Source organism: Streptomyces guryensis (assembly GCF_021261325.1).
In the GTDB taxonomy this organism is placed as follows: Bacteria; Actinomycetota; Actinomycetes; order Streptomycetales; family Streptomycetaceae; genus Streptomyces; species Streptomyces guryensis.
Map to the genome: position 1 here is coordinate 441,851 of NZ_JAJSBI010000004.1, position 16,106 is coordinate 457,956.

A 16,106-nucleotide genomic window follows, 5' to 3' on the forward strand; every position below is an offset into this window, starting at 1 on the left:
ACTCCTGCCTCAGATCGCGAGCTGCTGCTCATTGCGGTTCAGCCAGCGGCGGTAGAAGGAGGTGAAGACGATCAGAATGGCCAACAGCAGGATGCCGTAGGTGGCCGACTGCGCGAAGTCGCGCGGCTGCTGCCCGAAGCCGAGGTAGTACGCCCAGGTGACCAGGATCTGGGCGTCCGGGGCGGTGTTGCCGAACAGCAGGAAGATGATGGCGAACTGGTTGAAGGTCCAGATGATGCCGAGGAGTACGACGGTGGAGCTGACCGACCTCAGGCCCGGCAGGGTGACGTACCGGAACCGCTGCCAGCTGCTGGCGCCGTCCATCTCGGCGGCCTCGTACAGCGAGGAGTCGATGGCCTGAAGTCCGCCGAGCAGCGAGAGCATCATGAAGGGCACACCGCACCAGGTGTTGACCATGATCGCGGCGAACCGCTGCCAGAAGGTGTCCTCCAGCCATGAGGGTTGCGGCAGATGGAGGGCGTGCAGGACGGTGTTGATGATGCCGCCGTCGGCAAGCATGAAGCGCCAGCCGAAGACGGTGACGAAGGTCGGCACGGCCCACGGCAGGATGAGGATCAGCCGGTAGAGGGTGCGGCCGCGCAGCTTCTGGTTCAGGAGCAGGGCGAGGCCGAGGCCGATCGTGTAGTGCAGGGTCACACAGACCGCCGTCCACACGATCGTCCAGATGAAGTGCGACCAGAAGCGGTCGTACGCCGTCGGGCCGAACAGGATGTCCTTGTAGTTGTCGAGCCCGATGAACTTGTAGGTGGCGTCGATGTGGTTGACGCCGATCGTGCGCGCGGTGTTGAGGCTGTTGGCGTCCGTCAGCGTCAGGTACAGGCCGTACACCAACGGGTACAGCACGAGGGCGCCGAGCACGATGATCACCGGGGCGATCATCGCGTACGCGTACCAGTACTTCTGGTAGCTGCGCTTGAAGCGCCCGCCCAACCCGGGCCGTGGCGCGCGGTCACCGTGGCGTTTGCCGGTGGCGCGGTCGATGGCGACTGTCATGTTCGACACCTTCTGGGGAGTTCTACGGCCTGGGAAGTTCTACGGCAGTCAAAGCGGCGGGCGGGCTGGGCGCAGGCCGGTGACCGCCGGGTCCGTCCCCCCATGAAATGGCGGACCCGACGGTCACTCGGGGATCACTTGCTGAAGTCCGGCACCAGCTTGGCCATGGCGAGCTCGGCGTTGCTCAGGCCCTTGTCGAGGGACTCCTTGCCGCCGGCGATGGAGGTCAGCTCGGTGTCCAGCGGGGTCCACAGGGAGCTGTACTCGGGCAGCGCCGGGCGCGGCTGGGCGGCGGGCAGGACGGTCTGGAAGCCGGCGATGCCCGGGTCGGCCTTGACCTCGGCGGTGTAGGCGTCGTCGCGGGTCGGCAGGGTGGAGTTCTTCAGGGCGATCTCCGTCTGGGACTTCGCGGAGGTCATGAAGTTCACGAACTTGAGAGCCGCCTTCTGGTGGGCGGAGTCCGAACCGGCGTAGACCGAAAGGTTGTGACCGCCGGTCGGGGCGCCCGCCTTGCCGGTGGAACCGGCCGGGACGGTGGCGATGCCGAGGTTGGACTTGTCCTTGAAGGCCGAGCCCTTGTAGAAGTTCGTGATCTCCCAGGGGCCCTGGATGATCGAGGCGACCTTGCCGTTGACGAACGCGTCCTGGATGTGGGCGTACGCGTCGGCGGTGGTGTCGGCCTTGTGCAGGCCCTGTCCCTTGAAGAGGCTCAGCCAGGTGCCGTAGGCCTTCTTCGCGGGGGCCGAGTTCACGGTGATCTTCTTGGCGGTGGCGTCGACGGTGTCGGTGCCCTCGCCGTAGAGGAAGGTCTGCGCGTAATAGGACTGGGTGGAGCCCCAGTAGCCGTAGACCTTGGCCTTGGAGTCGATCTTGGCGGCGTCGGCCTTCAGCTCGTCCCAGGTCTTGGGGGCCTCGGTGATGCCGGCCTTCTTGAAGAGGGCCTTGTTGTAGACGAGGGCGAGGGTGTCGGTGACCAGCGGGACGCCGTAGGTCTTGCCGTCGTACTTGGCCTGCTCGATCAGGTTGGAGCGGAACTTGCTCTGGTCCTTGAGGGCCTCCGTGCCGTCCAGCGGCAGGAAGTAGCCCTTCTTGGCGAAGGCGGGGGTCCAGCCGACCTCGGAGCGCAGTACGTCGGGGGCGCCCTTGGAGCCGGCGGCGGTGTCGAACTTGTTCTGCGCCTGGTCGAAGGGGACGTTGACGTAGTTGACCTTGATGTCCTTGTTGGCGGCCTCGAACTGGCTGACCAGGGCCTTGTACGTCGGCGCCTCATTGGTGGCGTTGGAGGTGTCCCACCAGGTGATGGTGACCGGGCCGCTGCTCTTGTCGCTGCCGCTGCCACTTCCGCCGCACGCCGTCGCCGCCAGGGCGAGGGACGCCACCAGCGCGGTGGCCGCTATGCCACGCCGCATGAGTTCTCCTTGAGGGTGAAAGCCCGTGTGGTGCAGGTGCGGCCCCGTCTGCCGTTCCTGCTGTCGTGCCGACTGCGCCGTTGCCGCCGCCGGGCGACGTGAACGTAACAGCGTTGAAAGCTGCGCGAAAGGTCTTGCAGCAAAAAATTGCAAGACGGCGCGAGAGTTACGTCCCCGTGACCTCTCCTCGACCCCCGCGCAACCGAGTATTGAAGCCGCTGAGCGGGCCGTGGGAGTCTTGTGCAAGACTCTGCAAGCTCTTGCCGAACCAGGCGCCCACCAGAACACGAGGGACCGCGATGACGCAGCAACCCGCCCGGGGCCGTGCAACAGCTCGCGCCCGGCGCCCGATTGGTGTGCAAAGCGACAGTCGACCGGTACAGTCCACCCCTGTGACCACACGGCTTGCCGACATCGCCGCCCAGGCGGGGGTGAGCGAGGCGACCGTCAGCCGCGTCCTCAACGGCAAGCCGGGCGTCGCCGCCACCACCCGCCAGTCCGTGCTCGCCGCCCTCGACGTCCTGGGCTACGAGCGCCCGGTACGGCTGCGACAGCGCAGCGAGGGCCTGGTGGGCCTGATAACTCCGGAACTGGAGAACCCGATCTTCCCGGCGCTGGCCCAGGTGATCGGCCAGGCCCTGACCCGGCAGGGCTACACCCCGGTGCTCGCCACCCAGACCCCGGGCGGATCCACCGAGGACGAGCTGACGGAGATGCTCGTCGACCGCGGGGTCGCCGGCATCATCTACGTCTCCGGGCTGCACGCCGACACCACGGCCGACATGGAGCGCTACGAGCGGCTGCGCGCGCAGGGCGTGCCGTATGTGCTGGTGGACGGCTTCTCGCCGAAGGTGCAGGCGCCGTTCATCTCCCCCGACGACCGCGCGGCGATGACGCTGGCGGTCACGCACCTGGTGTCACTGGGGCATGTACGGATCGGTCTGGCCCTCGGCCCCAAGCGCTTCGTGCCGGTGCAGCGCAAGATCGAGGGCTTCGTGCGCTCGATGCAGGAACAGACCGGCCTGAGCGCGCAGACCATCGAGACGGAGCTGGTCCAGCACTCGCTCTACACCCTGGAGGGCGGCCAGGCCGCCGCCACCGCGCTGATCGGCCGTGACTGTACGGCGGTGGTGTGCGCGAGCGACATGATGGCGCTCGGCGCGATACGCGCGGCACGCCAGCTCGGCCTCGAAGTCCCGCGGGACGTCTCGGTGGTGGGCTTCGACGACTCCCCCCTGATCGCTTTCACGGATCCGCCGCTGACCACGGTCCGCAAGCCGGTCCCGGCGATGGGACAGGCGGCGGTGCGTACGTTGCTGGAGGAAATCGGCGGGACGCCCGCGCCCCACAGTGAGTTCGTGTTCATGCCGGAGCTGGTGGTACGTGGTTCGACCGCTTCGGCGCCTGGGGACCGGAATCGTCCCTAGGGCGGAGAATCCGGAGATTCGCGCAGTGCGTCGGGAGTAGGCGCACACATCCGTCTGTTGTAGAACATGCGGGCCGAACCCAACCGCGGGATGATCGGTCGCAGAAGGCGTTTCTGGCAGACTTTGTGCCCATGGGTGACTCGACCGTAACCAGTCTGGGCGACCGTGAACAGACGGCCGTTCCTGACTCCCTTACGGCCGTGCACGGGCCGGGCTTCCTGCGCCGACTGCGCACCCCGCGCCGGCCCCGCCTCTGGTTCGAGATCGTTCTGATCGCGGTGAGTTACTGGACTTACTCACTGATCCGCAACGCGGTTCCGGAACAGCGCGGCCAGGCGCTGCGCAACGCCGACTGGCTGTGGCGGATGGAGCACCATCTCGGCATCGCCGTCGAGGAGTCGGTCAACCACGCCGTGAACTCGGCGACTTGGCTGATCGTCGGCATGAACTACTACTACGCCACGCTGCACTTCGTGGTGACTCTGGGTGTACTGGTGTGGCTCTACCGTAGTCACCCGGGCCGCTATGCGGCGACGCGTCTGGTGCTGTTCGCGACGACGGGTGTGGCTCTGGTCGGTTACTACCTGTATCCGCTGGCGCCGCCGCGGCTCATGAACGGCAGCACCTTCATCGACACGGTCATGGTCCATCAGACCTGGGGGTCGATGGCCTCCGGGGACCTGAAGCACATGTCGAACCAGTACGCCGCGATGCCGTCCATGCACATCGGGTGGTCGGTGTGGTGCGGGCTGACGATCTTCGCACTCGCCAAGGTGCCGTGGGTGCGGGTGCTGGGTCTTCTGTATCCGGTGGTGACACTGACGGTGATCGTTGCCACCGCCAACCACTTCTGGCTGGATGCGGTGGGGGGGCTGCTGTGCCTGGGGTTCGGGTTCGCGGTGGCTCGGGTCTGGTACGGGGTGCTGCCGTATGCCCTGCCGGAGGAGCCGGCCGCCGATCGTCTGCAGCGCCATCGTGGCTGGTCGCGCAGTTCCCCGCGCCCCTGACGGCGCGCATCCCCGCCGGTGACGTGCCCTTCAAAGGCGCGGGGATCTGCGCGGCGAGCAACCGTAATGCGCCCGCGGCCGAGATCTTCCCTACGCCCCGTAGAACAGCACCTCCACCACGGCCCTGGCCCGCCGCGCCGTACGGCGATACGCATCGAGCATGTCCCCCACGTGCCCGTCCCCGTACCCCAGGTACCGCCCCACCGCCGCCAGTTCACGCCCGTCCGACGGGAAGGTGTCCCCCGCACGGCCGCGCACCAGCATCACGGCGTTGCGCACGCGAGTGGCCAGCACCCATGCCTCGTCCAGGATCGACGCGTCCTCGGCCGAGATCAGCTCGGCGGCGCACGCCGCGACGAGTGCCTCCCGGGTACGGGTCGTCCGCAGGACCGGCTCGGCCCAGCCGTGCTGCAGCTGGAGCAGCTGCACGGTCCATTCGACGTCGGACAGGCCGCCCGGCCCGAGTTTGGTGTGCAGCTTGGGGTCGGCGCCCCGCGGCAGCCGCTCGGACTCCATGCGGGCCTTCAGCCGCCGGATCTCCCGTACGGCGTCGTCCCCGAGCCCCTCCGCCGGGTACCGCAGCGGATCGATCAGCTCGACGAAGGACCGCCCCAGCTCCTCGTCCCCGGCCACCGGCTCGGCCCGCAGCAGCGCCTGCGACTCCCAGACCAGGGACCAGCGGCGGTAGTAGGCCTCGTACGACTTCAGGGTCCGTACGAGCGGCCCGGACTTGCCCTCGGGCCGCAGGTCCGCGTCGATCAGCAGCGGCGGATCCGCGCTCGGGATCTGCAGCAGTCGCCGCATCTCGGAGACGACCCGGCCCGCGGCCTCCGAGGCCTCCCGCTCCGGCACCCCCTCGCACGGCTCGTGCACGAAGATCACGTCCGCGTCGGAGCCGTAGCCCAGCTCGTGCCCCCCGAAGCGGCCCATGCCGATGACGGCGAAACGGGTCGGCAGCGTGTCGCCCCAGCCGTCCCGCACCACCGCACGCAGCGTCCCGGCGAGCGTCGCCGCCGTAAGGTCGGAGACCGCGCCGCCGACCAGGTCCACCAGCGCGCCCCGGTCGGCCTCGGCGGGCTGGGTCTCGGTGCCGTACGAGCCGACGATGTCGACCGCGGCCGTGCGGAACAGCTCGCGGCGGCGGACGCCGCGGGCCGCGGTGACCGCCTGCTGTGCGTTCTCCGCGCGGCCGACGGCGGCGAGGATCTCCTGCTCCAGGTGGGCCCGCTCGCGCGGCTCCAGTCCCCCGCCGTCGCCGTCGCCGAGCAGGGCCACCGCCTCCGGGGCGCGCATCAGCAGGTCGGGGGCGAGGCGTCCGGCGGACAGCACGCGGGCGAGGTTCTCGGCCGCCGCGCCCTCGTCCCGCAGCAGCCGCAGATACCAGGGGGTCCTGCCGAGCGCGTCCGACACCTTGCGGAAGTTCAGCAGGCCCGCGTCCGGGTCGGCGGAGTCCGCGAACCAGCCGAGGAGCACCGGCAGCAGGGTCCGCTGGATGGCGGCCTTTCTCGTCACCCCGGAGGCCAGCGCCTCCAGGTGGCGCAGGGCGGCGGCCGGGTCGCCGTACCCGAGCGCGACCAGCCGCTCCCTCGCCGCCTCCGGGCTCAACCTGGCCTCGCCGGGGGCGAGTTGGGCGAACGTGTCGAGCAGCGGGCGGTAGAAGAGCTTCTCGTGCAGACGGCGTACGACGGCCGCGTGCCGCCGCCACTCGCGGTTCAGCTCGGCCACCGGGTCGACGCGCAGGCCGAGCGAGCGCCCGATGCGCCGCTGGTCGGCCTCGTCCTCCGGCACCAGATGCGTGCGCCGCAGCCGGTACAGCTGGATCCGATGCTCCATGGACCGCAGGAACCGATACGCCTCGTCGAGCTGCACGGCGTCGGCCCGCCCCACGTACCCGCCCGCCGCCAGCGCCTGCAGCGCGTCCAGCGTGGTGCCGCTGCGCAGCGCGGCGTCCGCCCGCCCGTGCACCAGCTGCAGCAGCTGTACGGCGAACTCGACGTCCCGGAGGCCGCCGGGGCCGAGCTTCAGCTCGCGGTCGATCTCGGCCACGGGGATGTTCTCGACGACCCGGCGGCGCATCTTCTGGACGTCGGCGACGAAGTTCTCCCGCTCGGCGGCCTGCCAGACGAGGGGTTCGAGGGCGGCGACGTACTCCTCGCCGAGCTCGATGTCGCCGGCCACCGGGCGGGCCTTGAGCAGCGCCTGGAACTCCCAGGTCTTGGCCCAGCGCTGGTAGTAGGCGAGGTGGCTGGAGAGGGTGCGGACGAGCGGGCCGTTCCGGCCCTCGGGGCGCAGGTTGGCGTCGACCGGCCAGATGGACCCCTCGACGGTCGTCTCGGAGCAGATCCGCATCATGTGCGAGGCGAGTTTGGTGGCGGAGCGCAGGGCCTTGCCCTCGTCGGCCCCGTCGACGGCCTCGCCCACGAAGATCACGTCGACGTCGGACACATAGTTCAGCTCGTGGCCGCCGCACTTGCCCATCGCGATCACCGCGAGCCGGCACAGCGCGGCGTCCTCGGGCGCGGCGGCCCGGGCGATCGCGAGGGCGGCGCGCAGGGTGGCGGTGGCGAGGTCGGCGAGCTCGGCGGCGGACTCGGCGAGGTCGGTGGTGCCGCACACGTCACGGGCGGCGATGGACAGCAGGCAGCGCCGGTAGGCGACACGCAGGGTGACGGGGTCGGTGGCCTCCGCGAGGCCCCGCTCGAACTCCTCCACCCCCGGGTGCAGGTCCCGCGGCTCGTAGGTGACCAGCGCCTCCCAGTCGCGCGGATGCCGGGCCAGATGGTCGGCGAGCGCGGCGGACGCGCCGAGCACACCGAGCAGGCGGTCGCGCAGCGGCTTGGCCGCTATCAGCGTGTCCAGCAGCTCGCGGCGCGCGGTGGTCCCCGGCTGGGCTTCGAGGAGCCGCACCAGACCGAGCAGCGCCAGGTCGGGGTCGGCGGTCGCCCCCAGGGCGTCGAGCAGCACCGGGTCGTCCCGCACGGGCATGAGCTCCGCGCTGTCGAGCAGCCGCTCGGCGGCGGAGGGGTCGGTGAACCCGTGCCGCAGCAGCCGCGTGAAGGTACTGCTCCTGCGCCCGGGCACCGTCATCCCCGTCCTCCTGTCGGATCAAGGTCGTACTGGGCCGAGCCTAACCGGAGACACTGACAGAAGCGCCGGGCCGTTCTCCCCGAGCCGTGGCCCTGCCACGTTCACGTGCCGTATGACTGGGGCAGCGCCGACGCACCACCGACGTACGACACACATGACTGATGTACGACAAAGGAGTCGCTCCATGGACATGAGTCTCGAAGTGATCCTGCTGCCGGTCTCCGACGTGGACCGGGCCAAGGAGTTCTACCGCGACAAGGTCGGTTTCCACGTCGACCTCGACGGCGAGGTGATGGAGGGGGTGCGGATCGTGCAGCTCACCCCGCCCGGGTCGGGGTGTTCGATCGCCCTGGTCGACGGGCTGCAGGTGCCCACCGGGACGCCGCAGCCGGGGACGTACCACGGGATGCAGCTGTGCGTGACGGACGCGAAGGCGGCGTACGAGGAGCTGACGGCGCGCGGCCTCGACGTCAGTGAGCCGCAGCAGTTCGCCCCGCAGGACGGGGCCACGTTCATGTACTTCAAGGACCCCGACGGCAACGGGTGGGCCATCCAGGAGTACCGGCGCCGCGAGACGGAGCCGCTGCACGCGGTGCTGGCCAAACTGGCGGCGCAGTGACCATCCTGACCAACCTCTAGGGGCGCGGGGAACTGCGCGGCAGGCCCCCACCGGGCCGCACTGTCGCAGACTCCCCGCGCCCCTACGGCGAAGCTCTACAGAACCGGCAGGTTCTTCCGCAGCTCGAAGGCGGTCACCTCGCTGCGGTACTCCTCCCATTCCTGGCGCTTGTTGCGCAGGAAGAAGTCGAAGACGTGCTCGCCCAGGGTCTCGGCGACCAGGTCGCTGCGCTCCATCAGGGTGAGCGCCTCGCCGAGGTTCTGCGGGAGCGGTTCGATGCCCATCGCGCGGCGCTCGGCGTCCGAGAGGGCCCAGACGTCGTCCTCGGCGCCGGGCGGGAGCTCGTAGCCCTCCTCGATGCCCTTGAGGCCGGCGGCCAGCAGGACCGCGTACGACAGGTACGGGTTGGCGCCGGAGTCCAGGGAGCGGACCTCCACGCGCGCGGAGCCCGTCTTGCCGGGCTTGTACATCGGGACGCGGACCAGGGCCGAGCGGTTGTTGTGGCCCCAGCAGATGTAGGAGGGGGCCTCGCCGCCGGCGCCGGCGGTGCGCTCCGAGCCGCCCCAGATGCGCTTGTAGGAGTTCACCCACTGGTTGGTGACCGCGGAGATCTCCGCCGCGTGCTTGAGCAGGCCCGCGATGAAGGAGCGGCCGACCTTGGAGAGCTGGTACTCCGAGCCGGACTCGTAGAACGCGTTCCGGTCGCCCTCGAAGAGGGAGAGGTGCGTGTGCATGCCCGAGCCCGGGTGCTCCGAGAACGGCTTGGGCATGAAGGTCGCCTGGACGCCCTGCTCCAGTGCCACCTGCTTCATGACCAGGCGGAACGTCATGATGTTGTCCGCCGTGGAGAGCGCGTCGGCGTACCGGAGGTCGATCTCCTGCTGGCCCGGGGCGCCCTCGTGGTGGGAGAACTCGACCGAGATGCCCATCGACTCCAGCATGGTGATCGCCTGGCGGCGGAAGTCCATGCCGATGTTCTGGGGGGTGTGGTCGAAGTAGCCCGAGTTGTCGGCGGGCGTCGGGCGCGTGCCGTCCAGCGGGCGGTCCTTCAGCAGGAAGAACTCGATCTCCGGGTGGGTGTAGAAGGTGAAGCCCAGGTCGGAGCCGCGGGTCAGGGCGCGCTTGAGGACGTAGCGCGGGTCGGCGAAGGACGGGGAGCCGTCCGGCATGAGGATGTCGCAGAACATACGGGCGGTGCCTGGGGCCTCGGCGCGCCAGGGCAGGATCTGGAAGGTCGACGGGTCCGGCTTGGCGATCATGTCGGACTCGTAGACCCGGGCGAAGCCCTCGATGGCCGAGCCGTCGAAGCCGATGCCCTCGTCGAAGGCCTGTTCCAGCTCGGCCGGGGCCACGGCGACGGACTTGAGGAAGCCCAGCACGTCCGTGAACCACAGCCGTACGAACCGGATGTCGCGCTCCTCCAAGGTCCGGAGCACGAACTCCTGCTGCTTGTCCATCTTCCGCTTCCCCATCCTTGCTGGTCAGGCCGCCTGTCTCCGTGTCCCGCAGGAGGCGGTCGGGCACCTGAGCATCACACCACAACAGCGTTTCGTGCGCGTTGCCGACCATGATCGACCGGGCGACTCCGGTCTGAACGCCTCACCAACAGCGGGTGTACTGCTCCACAGACCATCTTGCCTGCTCGGACCGACATCCGTAATGGGAGGCCCGGCAGAAGGTGACGAGCACCTTGGCAGGACCCGGCTTTCCCGTGCCCCGTCTGCAAAAAGTCACCACTCTCCCACTACGATCAGGCGACCCGACCGTCATTTTTTCTCACCCCCCACCCGATTCCCCCAGAAGGACACTGCGATGGCCACCGCCAAGAAGAGCAGCAGCGCGGCACGCAAGGCGCGAATAGAGGAGATGCGGCGTGCCGAGCAGGCCCGCGAGCGGCGCAACCGGATCCTGACGATCGGTGCGAGCGTGCTGGTCGTCGCCGGTCTGGTGGTGGGCGGTGTCTTCATCGTGAAGTCGCAGGACGGCAAGAAGAGCGACACGGCGAGCGACACCACCTCCTCGGGCGACGGCAAGGGGCACTTCGTCACCGGCACGGACGGGGTGCGGACGTGGACGGGCAAGCTGGCCCGCAACCATGTCACCGGGACCGTGAACTACCCGATGCACCCGCCCGTCGGCGGCAACCACAACCAGGTCTGGCTCAACTGCAACGGCGACGTCTACACCAAGGCCGTGCACGACGAGAACGCCGTCCACGCCCTGGAGCACGGCGCGGTCTGGGTGACGTACACCGACAAGGCGAAGAAGTCCGACGTGGACAAGCTGGCGGCGAAGGTGAAGCAGACGCCGTACTCGCTGATGAGCCCGTACTCCAGCCAGACCTCCCCGATCGAGCTGTCGGCGTGGGGGCACCAGCTGAGTGTGACGAGCGCCGACGACCCGAAGGTCGCCAAGTTCTTCGAGACGTACGTCCAGGGCAAGCAGACCCCGGAACCGGGTGCCTCCTGCACCGGCGGGACGATGTGACATGAAGAAGCACATCGGCTGGATCGCGGGGGCCGCGGCGGCCGCGCTCGTCGCCGCGGGCGCGATCACCTACGCGGTCGCCGAGGACAACGGGGCGGACCCGGGCGCGAGCACGCCGTCCGCCGACTCCGCGGACGCGGGGTTCGCGCGGGACATGGCGGTACATCACCAGCAGGCCGTCGAGATGTCGTACATCGTGCGCGACCGCACCAAGAACGCGGAAGTGCGGCGGCTCGCCTACGACATCGCGCAGACGCAGGCCAACCAGCGCGGCATGCTGCTGGGCTGGCTGGATCTGTGGGGGCTGCCGAAGGTGTCGGCGGATCCGCCGATGACCTGGATGGGCATGGGCGACATGGCCTCCGGCAAGGACGGCGCGCTGATGCCGGGCATGGCGACCAACACGGAGCTGACGAAGCTCGGCACGCTGAGCGGCAGGCAGGCCGAGGTCTTCTACCTGCAGTTGATGACGGACCATCACAAGGGCGGGATCCACATGGCCGAGGGCTGTGTCGCCAAGTGCGGGGTCGGCGTGGAGAAGAGTCTCGCGCAGGGCATGGTCGACGCCCAGCAGTCGGAGATCAAGCTGATGGCGGACATGCTCAAGGAGCGGGGAGCGAAAGCGCGTTCATAACTCTCCAGCGAGAACGAAAGCCTCAAATCGCCCTGGATGACGGTTCCTTGGGTTTCTCTTGGCTTTCGCATTCCCCTGGCATGAACAGTTCATCGAAAGAGTGACCCCCATCGCTTGATCCAATGCCCGCGCCTCCGCCGCGGAGCGGGTTGTCTACGCGGATCACAGCGACGACCGACCACACATGCGAAGAACCGCATTGCAGGGGGTTCCATGAGATCCAACCGCGCCAAACTGCGCACCGTGAGCATGGCGGCGACACTGCCCATGATCGCCGGTGCGCTGGCGCTCGGCATACCCGCGGCGCACGCCGCGGACAACCCCGGCCGGAACGCGCTCGCGGGCACCAAGCCCGCGTGGGCGACGGCCAAGGCGGACAAGGGCGCCACCTCGAACAGCGCCCAGGTCTCCGCCCGGGTCTATTTCGCGGGCAAGGACGCCGCCGGCCTCGCCGAGTACGCGAAGGCCGTGTCCGACCCGAGCTCGGCCTCGTACGGCAAGTACCTGAGCGCCAAGAAGGCCCAGGCCCGATTCGGCGCGACCAAGGCCCAGGTGGCCGCGGTCAAGTCGTGGCTGAGGTCCGCGGGCCTGAAGGTCACGGGCGTCACGCAGCACTACGTCTCCGTCACCGGTGACGTGGCCGCCGCCGAGAAGGCGTTCGGCACCTCTCTGCACAACTACACCAAGGGGTCGAAGACCTACCGGGCGCCGGCGAAGGCCGCCTCCGTCCCGGACAGTCTCAAGGGCGCCGTCCTGACCGTCACCGGCCTGGACAACGCGCCGCACAAGTCGACCCACGACGACCAGCTGCCGCAGCCGGAGACCGTGTTCCGCAACTCCGGGCCGTTCTCGTCGTACTACGGCTCGAACACCGCGAGCACCCTGCCCGACGCCTACGGCTCGAAGATCCCGTACGCGATCCAGGGCTACACCGGCAAGCAGCTGCGTGCCGCCTACGGTGCGGGCAAGTACACCGGCAAGGGCGTCAAGGTCGCCATCACGGACGCGTACGCCTCGCCGTACATCGCGTTCGACGCGCAGACGTACGCGGGCAAGCACCGTGACGCCAAGTGGTCGACCGGGCAGCTGCACCAGGTCCTGCCGAAGAGCTACACGAACGTCAAGGACTGCAAGGCGGCCGGCTGGTACGGCGAGGAGACCCTGGACGTCGAGGCCGTGCACGCGGTCGCGCCGGCCGCGGACGTCACCTATGTGGGTGCCGCCTCGTGCCTGGACAACGACCTGCTGGACTCGCTGAGCAAGGTGGTCGACAACCACCTCGCCGACATCGTCTCCAACTCGTGGGGCGACATCGAGGCCAACCAGACGCCCGACCTCGCGGCCGCCTACGACCAGGTGTTCCAGTTCGGCGCGGTCGAGGGCATCGGCTTCTACTTCTCCTCCGGTGACAACGGCGACGAGGTCGCCAACACCGGTACGAAGCAGGTCGACACCCCGGCCAACTCGGCCTGGGTGACGGCGGTCGGCGGTACCTCGCTGGCGGTCGGCAAGAGCAACAACTACCAGTGGGAAACCGGCTGGGGCACCAAGAAGGCCCTGCTGTCCGCGGACGGCAAGAGCTGGACCAACTTCCCCGGCGCGTTCACCTCGGGTGCGGGCGGCGGCACCAGCAAGACGGTCGCCGAGCCCTACTACCAGAAGGGCATCGTCCCCGACGCGCTCGCCACGGCCAACAGCGCCGACGGCAACCGCGTCGTCCCGGACATCGCGGCGATCGCCGACCCGAACACCGGCTTCCTCGTCGGGCAGACCCAGACCCTGCCGGACGGGAAGACCCAGGCGTACGACGAGTACCGCATCGGCGGCACCTCGCTCGCCGCTCCGGTCATCGCGGCCGTCCAGGCGCTGGCCCAGGAGGCACGGGGCAAGGTCATCGGTTTCGCCAACCCGGAGATCTACGCCCGGTACGGCAAGGGCGTGTTCCACGACGTGACCGACAACCCGACGGGCTCCGGCCTGGCGGAGGCGCGCGTGGACTTCGTCAACGGGTATGACGCCACCGGTGGTCTGGCCACCTCGGTCCGCAGCCTCGGCAAGGACAGCTCGCTGTCCGCGGTCAAGGGCTACGACGACGTCACCGGCGTGGGCTCGCCCGCGAACGGCTACGTCGAGTCGTACAAGGGCCACTGAGGCAGCGCCGGCAACGGCACCGTACGGAGGGGCGCGGGATGTGGTCATCCCGCGCCCCTTCGGCGTGCGAGGGCAGCCCCGCCACCCCATCGCGTCGCTCTGACGATTACACTGGCGCTCGTGCCTGAATTGAACTTCTGGTCGATGTATCAGCACGGCTTCGCACGCGTCGCCGCATGTACGGGCCACACCGTCATCGCCGACCCGCATGCCAACGCCGAAGCGGTCCTGCGCCATGCGCGCCGATGCGCCGAGGAGGGGGTCGCGGTCGCCGTCTTCCCGGAGATGGTGCTGTGCGGCTACTCCATCGAGGACCTGCTGCTGCAGGACGCCCTGCTCGACCAGGTCGAGAAGGCGCTCGGGGAGGTGGTGGCGGGCTCGGCGGGGCTGCTGCCGGTCCTCGTCGTCGGGGCCCCGCTGCGCCACCGCAACAGGGTCTACAACTGCGCGGTGATCGTGCACCGCGGCCGCATCCTCGGTGTCGTACCGAAGTCGTATCCGCCGAACTACCGGGAGTTCTACGAGCGCCGGCAGATCGCCGACGGCGCCGACGAGCGGGGTGGATCGATCCGCGTCGGCGGCGAGTCCGTGCCGTTCGGCGTGGACCTGCTGTTCGCCGCCGACGACGTCCCCGGGCTCGTGCTGCACGCGGAGATCTGCGAGGACATGTGGGTGCCGGTGCCGCCGAGCGCGGAGGCGGCCCTCGCCGGCGCAACCGTGCTGGTCAACCTCTCGGGCAGTCCGATCACGGTCGGACGGGCCGAGGACCGCAAGCTGCTGTGCCGCTCGGCATCCTCACGCTGTCTGGCCGCGTACGTCTACGCGGCGGCCGGGCTCGGCGAGTCGACCACCGACCTGTCCTGGGACGGGCAGGCCATGGTCTACGAGAACGGCGCGCTGCTGGCCGAGACCGAGCGGTTCCCGCTCGGCGACGAGTACGCGATCGCCGACGTCGACCTGGACCTGCTGCGCCAGGAGCGGCAGCGGATGGGCACGTTCGACGACAACCGCCGTACGCACCGCGGGCGGACCGATGACTTCCGCACGGTCGGCTTCGAGCTCGATCCGCCGCTCACCGACCTGGGGCTGCGCCGTCGCCTGGAGCGTTTCCCGTTCGTGCCGGCCGACGCCGAGCGCCTCGCGCAGGACTGCTACGAGGCGTACAACATCCAGGTCGAGGGCCTGCAGCAGCGGCTGGCTTCGATCGGTGGCCCGAAGGTGGTCATCGGCGTGTCCGGAGGCCTGGACTCCACGCACGCACTGATCGTCGCCGCGCGTGCGATGGACCGCGCGGGCCGCCCGCGCAGCGACATCCTGGCCTGGACGCTGCCCGGCTTCGCCACGAGCGACCACACCAAGGCCAACGCGCACGCGCTGATGCGCTCTCTGGGGGTCACGGCGGCCGAGCTGGACATCACGCCTACGGCGCGGCTGATGCTGCAGGAGATGGGGCATCCGTTCGCCTCGGGTGAGCCGGTGTACGACGTCACCTTCGAGAACGTGCAGGCGGGACTGAGGACTGACTACTTGTTCCGGCTCGCCAACCAGCGGGGCGGGATCGTGCTGGGCACCGGTGATCTGTCGGAGCTGGCGCTCGGCTGGTCCACGTACGGCGTGGGCGACCAGATGAGCCACTACAACGTCAACTCGGGCGTGCCGAAGACCCTGATCCAGCATCTGATCCGATGGGTCATCAGCAGCGGGCAGTTCGACGAGGAGACGGGGAAGATCCTGGCGGCGATCCTCGACACCGAGATCAGCCCGGAGCTGGTGCCGGGTGAGGAGATGCAGTCGACGGAGTCGAAGATCGGGCCGTACGCGCTGCACGACTTCACGCTCTTCCATGTGCTGCGGTACGGCTTCCGGCCGTCGAAGATCGCCTTCCTGGCGTGGCACGCCTGGCACGACGTCGATGCCGGTGCTTGGCCGCCCGGCTTCCCTGACGCCAAGCGGGTGGCTTACGACCTGCCGGAGATCCGCCAGTGGCTGGAGGTCTTCTGCCGCCGCTTCTTCGCGTTCGCGCAGTTCAAGCGCTCGGCGATGCCCAATGGGCCGAAGGTCTCGGCGGGGGGTTCGCTGTCGCCGCGGGGGGATTGGCGGGCGCCGTCGGACAGTTCGGCGGCCGTCTGGCTGCGGGATCTTTCCCGGTTCGACTAGTCCGGTGCGGCTGGTGGTCCGGTCCGGGTGGGTGGGGCGCGCGGCCCTGGGGGCTGCGCCCCCAGACCCCCGTCGGCCCCAGGAGGCCTCGTCCTCAAACGCCGGACGGGCTGA

11 protein-coding genes are annotated in these 16,106 nt (G+C 69.3%); 7 read left to right on the top strand and 4 right to left on the bottom strand.

Annotation, left to right across the window (positions count from 1 at the left end; genetic code table 11):
- Nucleotides 1-9: 9 nt before the first annotated feature.
- Together LJ657_RS11555 and LJ657_RS11560 are read right to left on the bottom strand one after the other, a co-directional pair.
- Nucleotides 10-1,014, bottom strand: a complete 1,005-nt coding sequence (locus LJ657_RS11555) for a carbohydrate ABC transporter permease (RefSeq protein ID WP_232648350.1) — start codon at nucleotides 1,012-1,014, stop codon at nucleotides 10-12.
- A 134-nt stretch (nucleotides 1,015-1,148) separates the two neighbouring features.
- Entirely contained in the window at nucleotides 1,149-2,423 is a 1,275-nt protein-coding gene (locus LJ657_RS11560) for an extracellular solute-binding protein (RefSeq protein ID WP_232648351.1), read from the bottom strand.
- A 392-nt stretch (nucleotides 2,424-2,815) separates the two neighbouring features.
- Here LJ657_RS11560 and LJ657_RS11565 point away from each other — a divergent pair, with 392 nt between their 5' ends.
- Both LJ657_RS11565 and LJ657_RS11570 read left to right on the top strand, forming a co-directional pair.
- Nucleotides 2,816-3,850 (top strand): LacI family DNA-binding transcriptional regulator, encoded by a 1,035-nt coding sequence (locus LJ657_RS11565; protein ID WP_232648352.1) that lies wholly within the window; start codon nucleotides 2,816-2,818, stop codon nucleotides 3,848-3,850.
- A 131-nt stretch (nucleotides 3,851-3,981) separates the two neighbouring features.
- Nucleotides 3,982-4,857 (top strand): phosphatase PAP2 family protein, encoded by an 876-nt coding sequence (locus tag LJ657_RS11570; RefSeq protein WP_232648353.1) that lies wholly within the window; start codon nucleotides 3,982-3,984, stop codon nucleotides 4,855-4,857.
- A gap of 90 nt (nucleotides 4,858-4,947) precedes the next feature.
- Here LJ657_RS11570 and LJ657_RS11575 read toward each other — a convergent pair whose 3' ends face one another.
- Nucleotides 4,948-7,944 carry a bifunctional [glutamine synthetase] adenylyltransferase/[glutamine synthetase]-adenylyl-L-tyrosine phosphorylase gene (locus LJ657_RS11575; protein ID WP_232648354.1) on the bottom strand — a complete coding sequence of 999 codons (2,997 nt, stop codon included), beginning with the start codon at nucleotides 7,942-7,944 and terminating at the stop codon, nucleotides 4,948-4,950.
- A gap of 184 nt (nucleotides 7,945-8,128) precedes the next feature.
- Between LJ657_RS11575 and LJ657_RS11580 the strand changes: the two genes are divergently transcribed.
- Nucleotides 8,129-8,563, top strand: a complete 435-nt coding sequence (locus LJ657_RS11580; protein WP_232648355.1) for a VOC family protein — start codon at nucleotides 8,129-8,131, stop codon at nucleotides 8,561-8,563.
- Nucleotides 8,564-8,658: 95 nt separating this feature from the next.
- Here LJ657_RS11580 and glnA2 read toward each other — a convergent pair whose 3' ends face one another.
- Entirely contained in the window at nucleotides 8,659-10,020 is a 1,362-nt protein-coding gene (gene glnA2 / locus LJ657_RS11585) for a gamma-glutamylpolyamine synthetase GlnA2 (protein WP_232648356.1), read from the bottom strand.
- Between the two features lie 355 nt (nucleotides 10,021-10,375).
- On the opposite strand from glnA2, the gene LJ657_RS11590 reads away from it, so the two are divergent.
- The 4 genes from LJ657_RS11590 to LJ657_RS11605 all read left to right on the top strand — a co-directional run bounded on the left by LJ657_RS11590 (nucleotide 10,376) and on the right by LJ657_RS11605 (nucleotide 15,992).
- Nucleotides 10,376-11,050, top strand: a complete 675-nt coding sequence (locus LJ657_RS11590; RefSeq protein WP_232648357.1) for a thioredoxin-like domain-containing protein — start codon at nucleotides 10,376-10,378, stop codon at nucleotides 11,048-11,050.
- Between the two features lies 1 nt (nucleotide 11,051).
- Nucleotides 11,052-11,684: a DUF305 domain-containing protein gene (locus tag LJ657_RS11595; RefSeq protein WP_232648358.1), complete on the top strand. Its 633-nt coding sequence runs from the start codon at nucleotides 11,052-11,054 to the stop codon at nucleotides 11,682-11,684.
- Nucleotides 11,685-11,897: 213 nt separating this feature from the next.
- Nucleotides 11,898-13,835 (top strand): S53 family peptidase, encoded by a 1,938-nt coding sequence (locus tag LJ657_RS11600; protein WP_232648359.1) that lies wholly within the window; start codon nucleotides 11,898-11,900, stop codon nucleotides 13,833-13,835.
- A 144-nt stretch (nucleotides 13,836-13,979) separates the two neighbouring features.
- Entirely contained in the window at nucleotides 13,980-15,992 is a 2,013-nt protein-coding gene (locus LJ657_RS11605; RefSeq protein WP_232648431.1) for an NAD(+) synthase, read from the top strand.
- Nucleotides 15,993-16,106: the final 114 nt, after the last annotated feature.

Bases quoted from the DNA above. Each gene is read 5' to 3' on its own strand.
- LJ657_RS11555 (WP_232648350.1), bottom strand. From the start codon at position 1,014: ATGACAGTCGCCATCGACCGCGCCACCGGCAAACGCCACGGTGACCGC.
- LJ657_RS11560 (WP_232648351.1), bottom strand. From the start codon at position 2,423: ATGCGGCGTGGCATAGCGGCCACCGCGCTGGTGGCGTCCCTCGCCCTG.
- LJ657_RS11570 (WP_232648353.1), top strand. From the start codon at position 3,982: ATGGGTGACTCGACCGTAACCAGTCTGGGCGACCGTGAACAGACGGCC.
- LJ657_RS11575 (WP_232648354.1), bottom strand. From the start codon at position 7,944: ATGACGGTGCCCGGGCGCAGGAGCAGTACCTTCACGCGGCTGCTGCGG.
- LJ657_RS11580 (WP_232648355.1), top strand. From the start codon at position 8,129: ATGGACATGAGTCTCGAAGTGATCCTGCTGCCGGTCTCCGACGTGGAC.
- glnA2 (WP_232648356.1), bottom strand. From the start codon at position 10,020: ATGGACAAGCAGCAGGAGTTCGTGCTCCGGACCTTGGAGGAGCGCGAC.
- LJ657_RS11590 (WP_232648357.1), top strand. From the start codon at position 10,376: ATGGCCACCGCCAAGAAGAGCAGCAGCGCGGCACGCAAGGCGCGAATA.
- LJ657_RS11595 (WP_232648358.1), top strand. From the start codon at position 11,052: ATGAAGAAGCACATCGGCTGGATCGCGGGGGCCGCGGCGGCCGCGCTC.
- LJ657_RS11600 (WP_232648359.1), top strand. From the start codon at position 11,898: ATGAGATCCAACCGCGCCAAACTGCGCACCGTGAGCATGGCGGCGACA.
- LJ657_RS11605 (WP_232648431.1), top strand. From the start codon at position 13,980: ATGTATCAGCACGGCTTCGCACGCGTCGCCGCATGTACGGGCCACACC.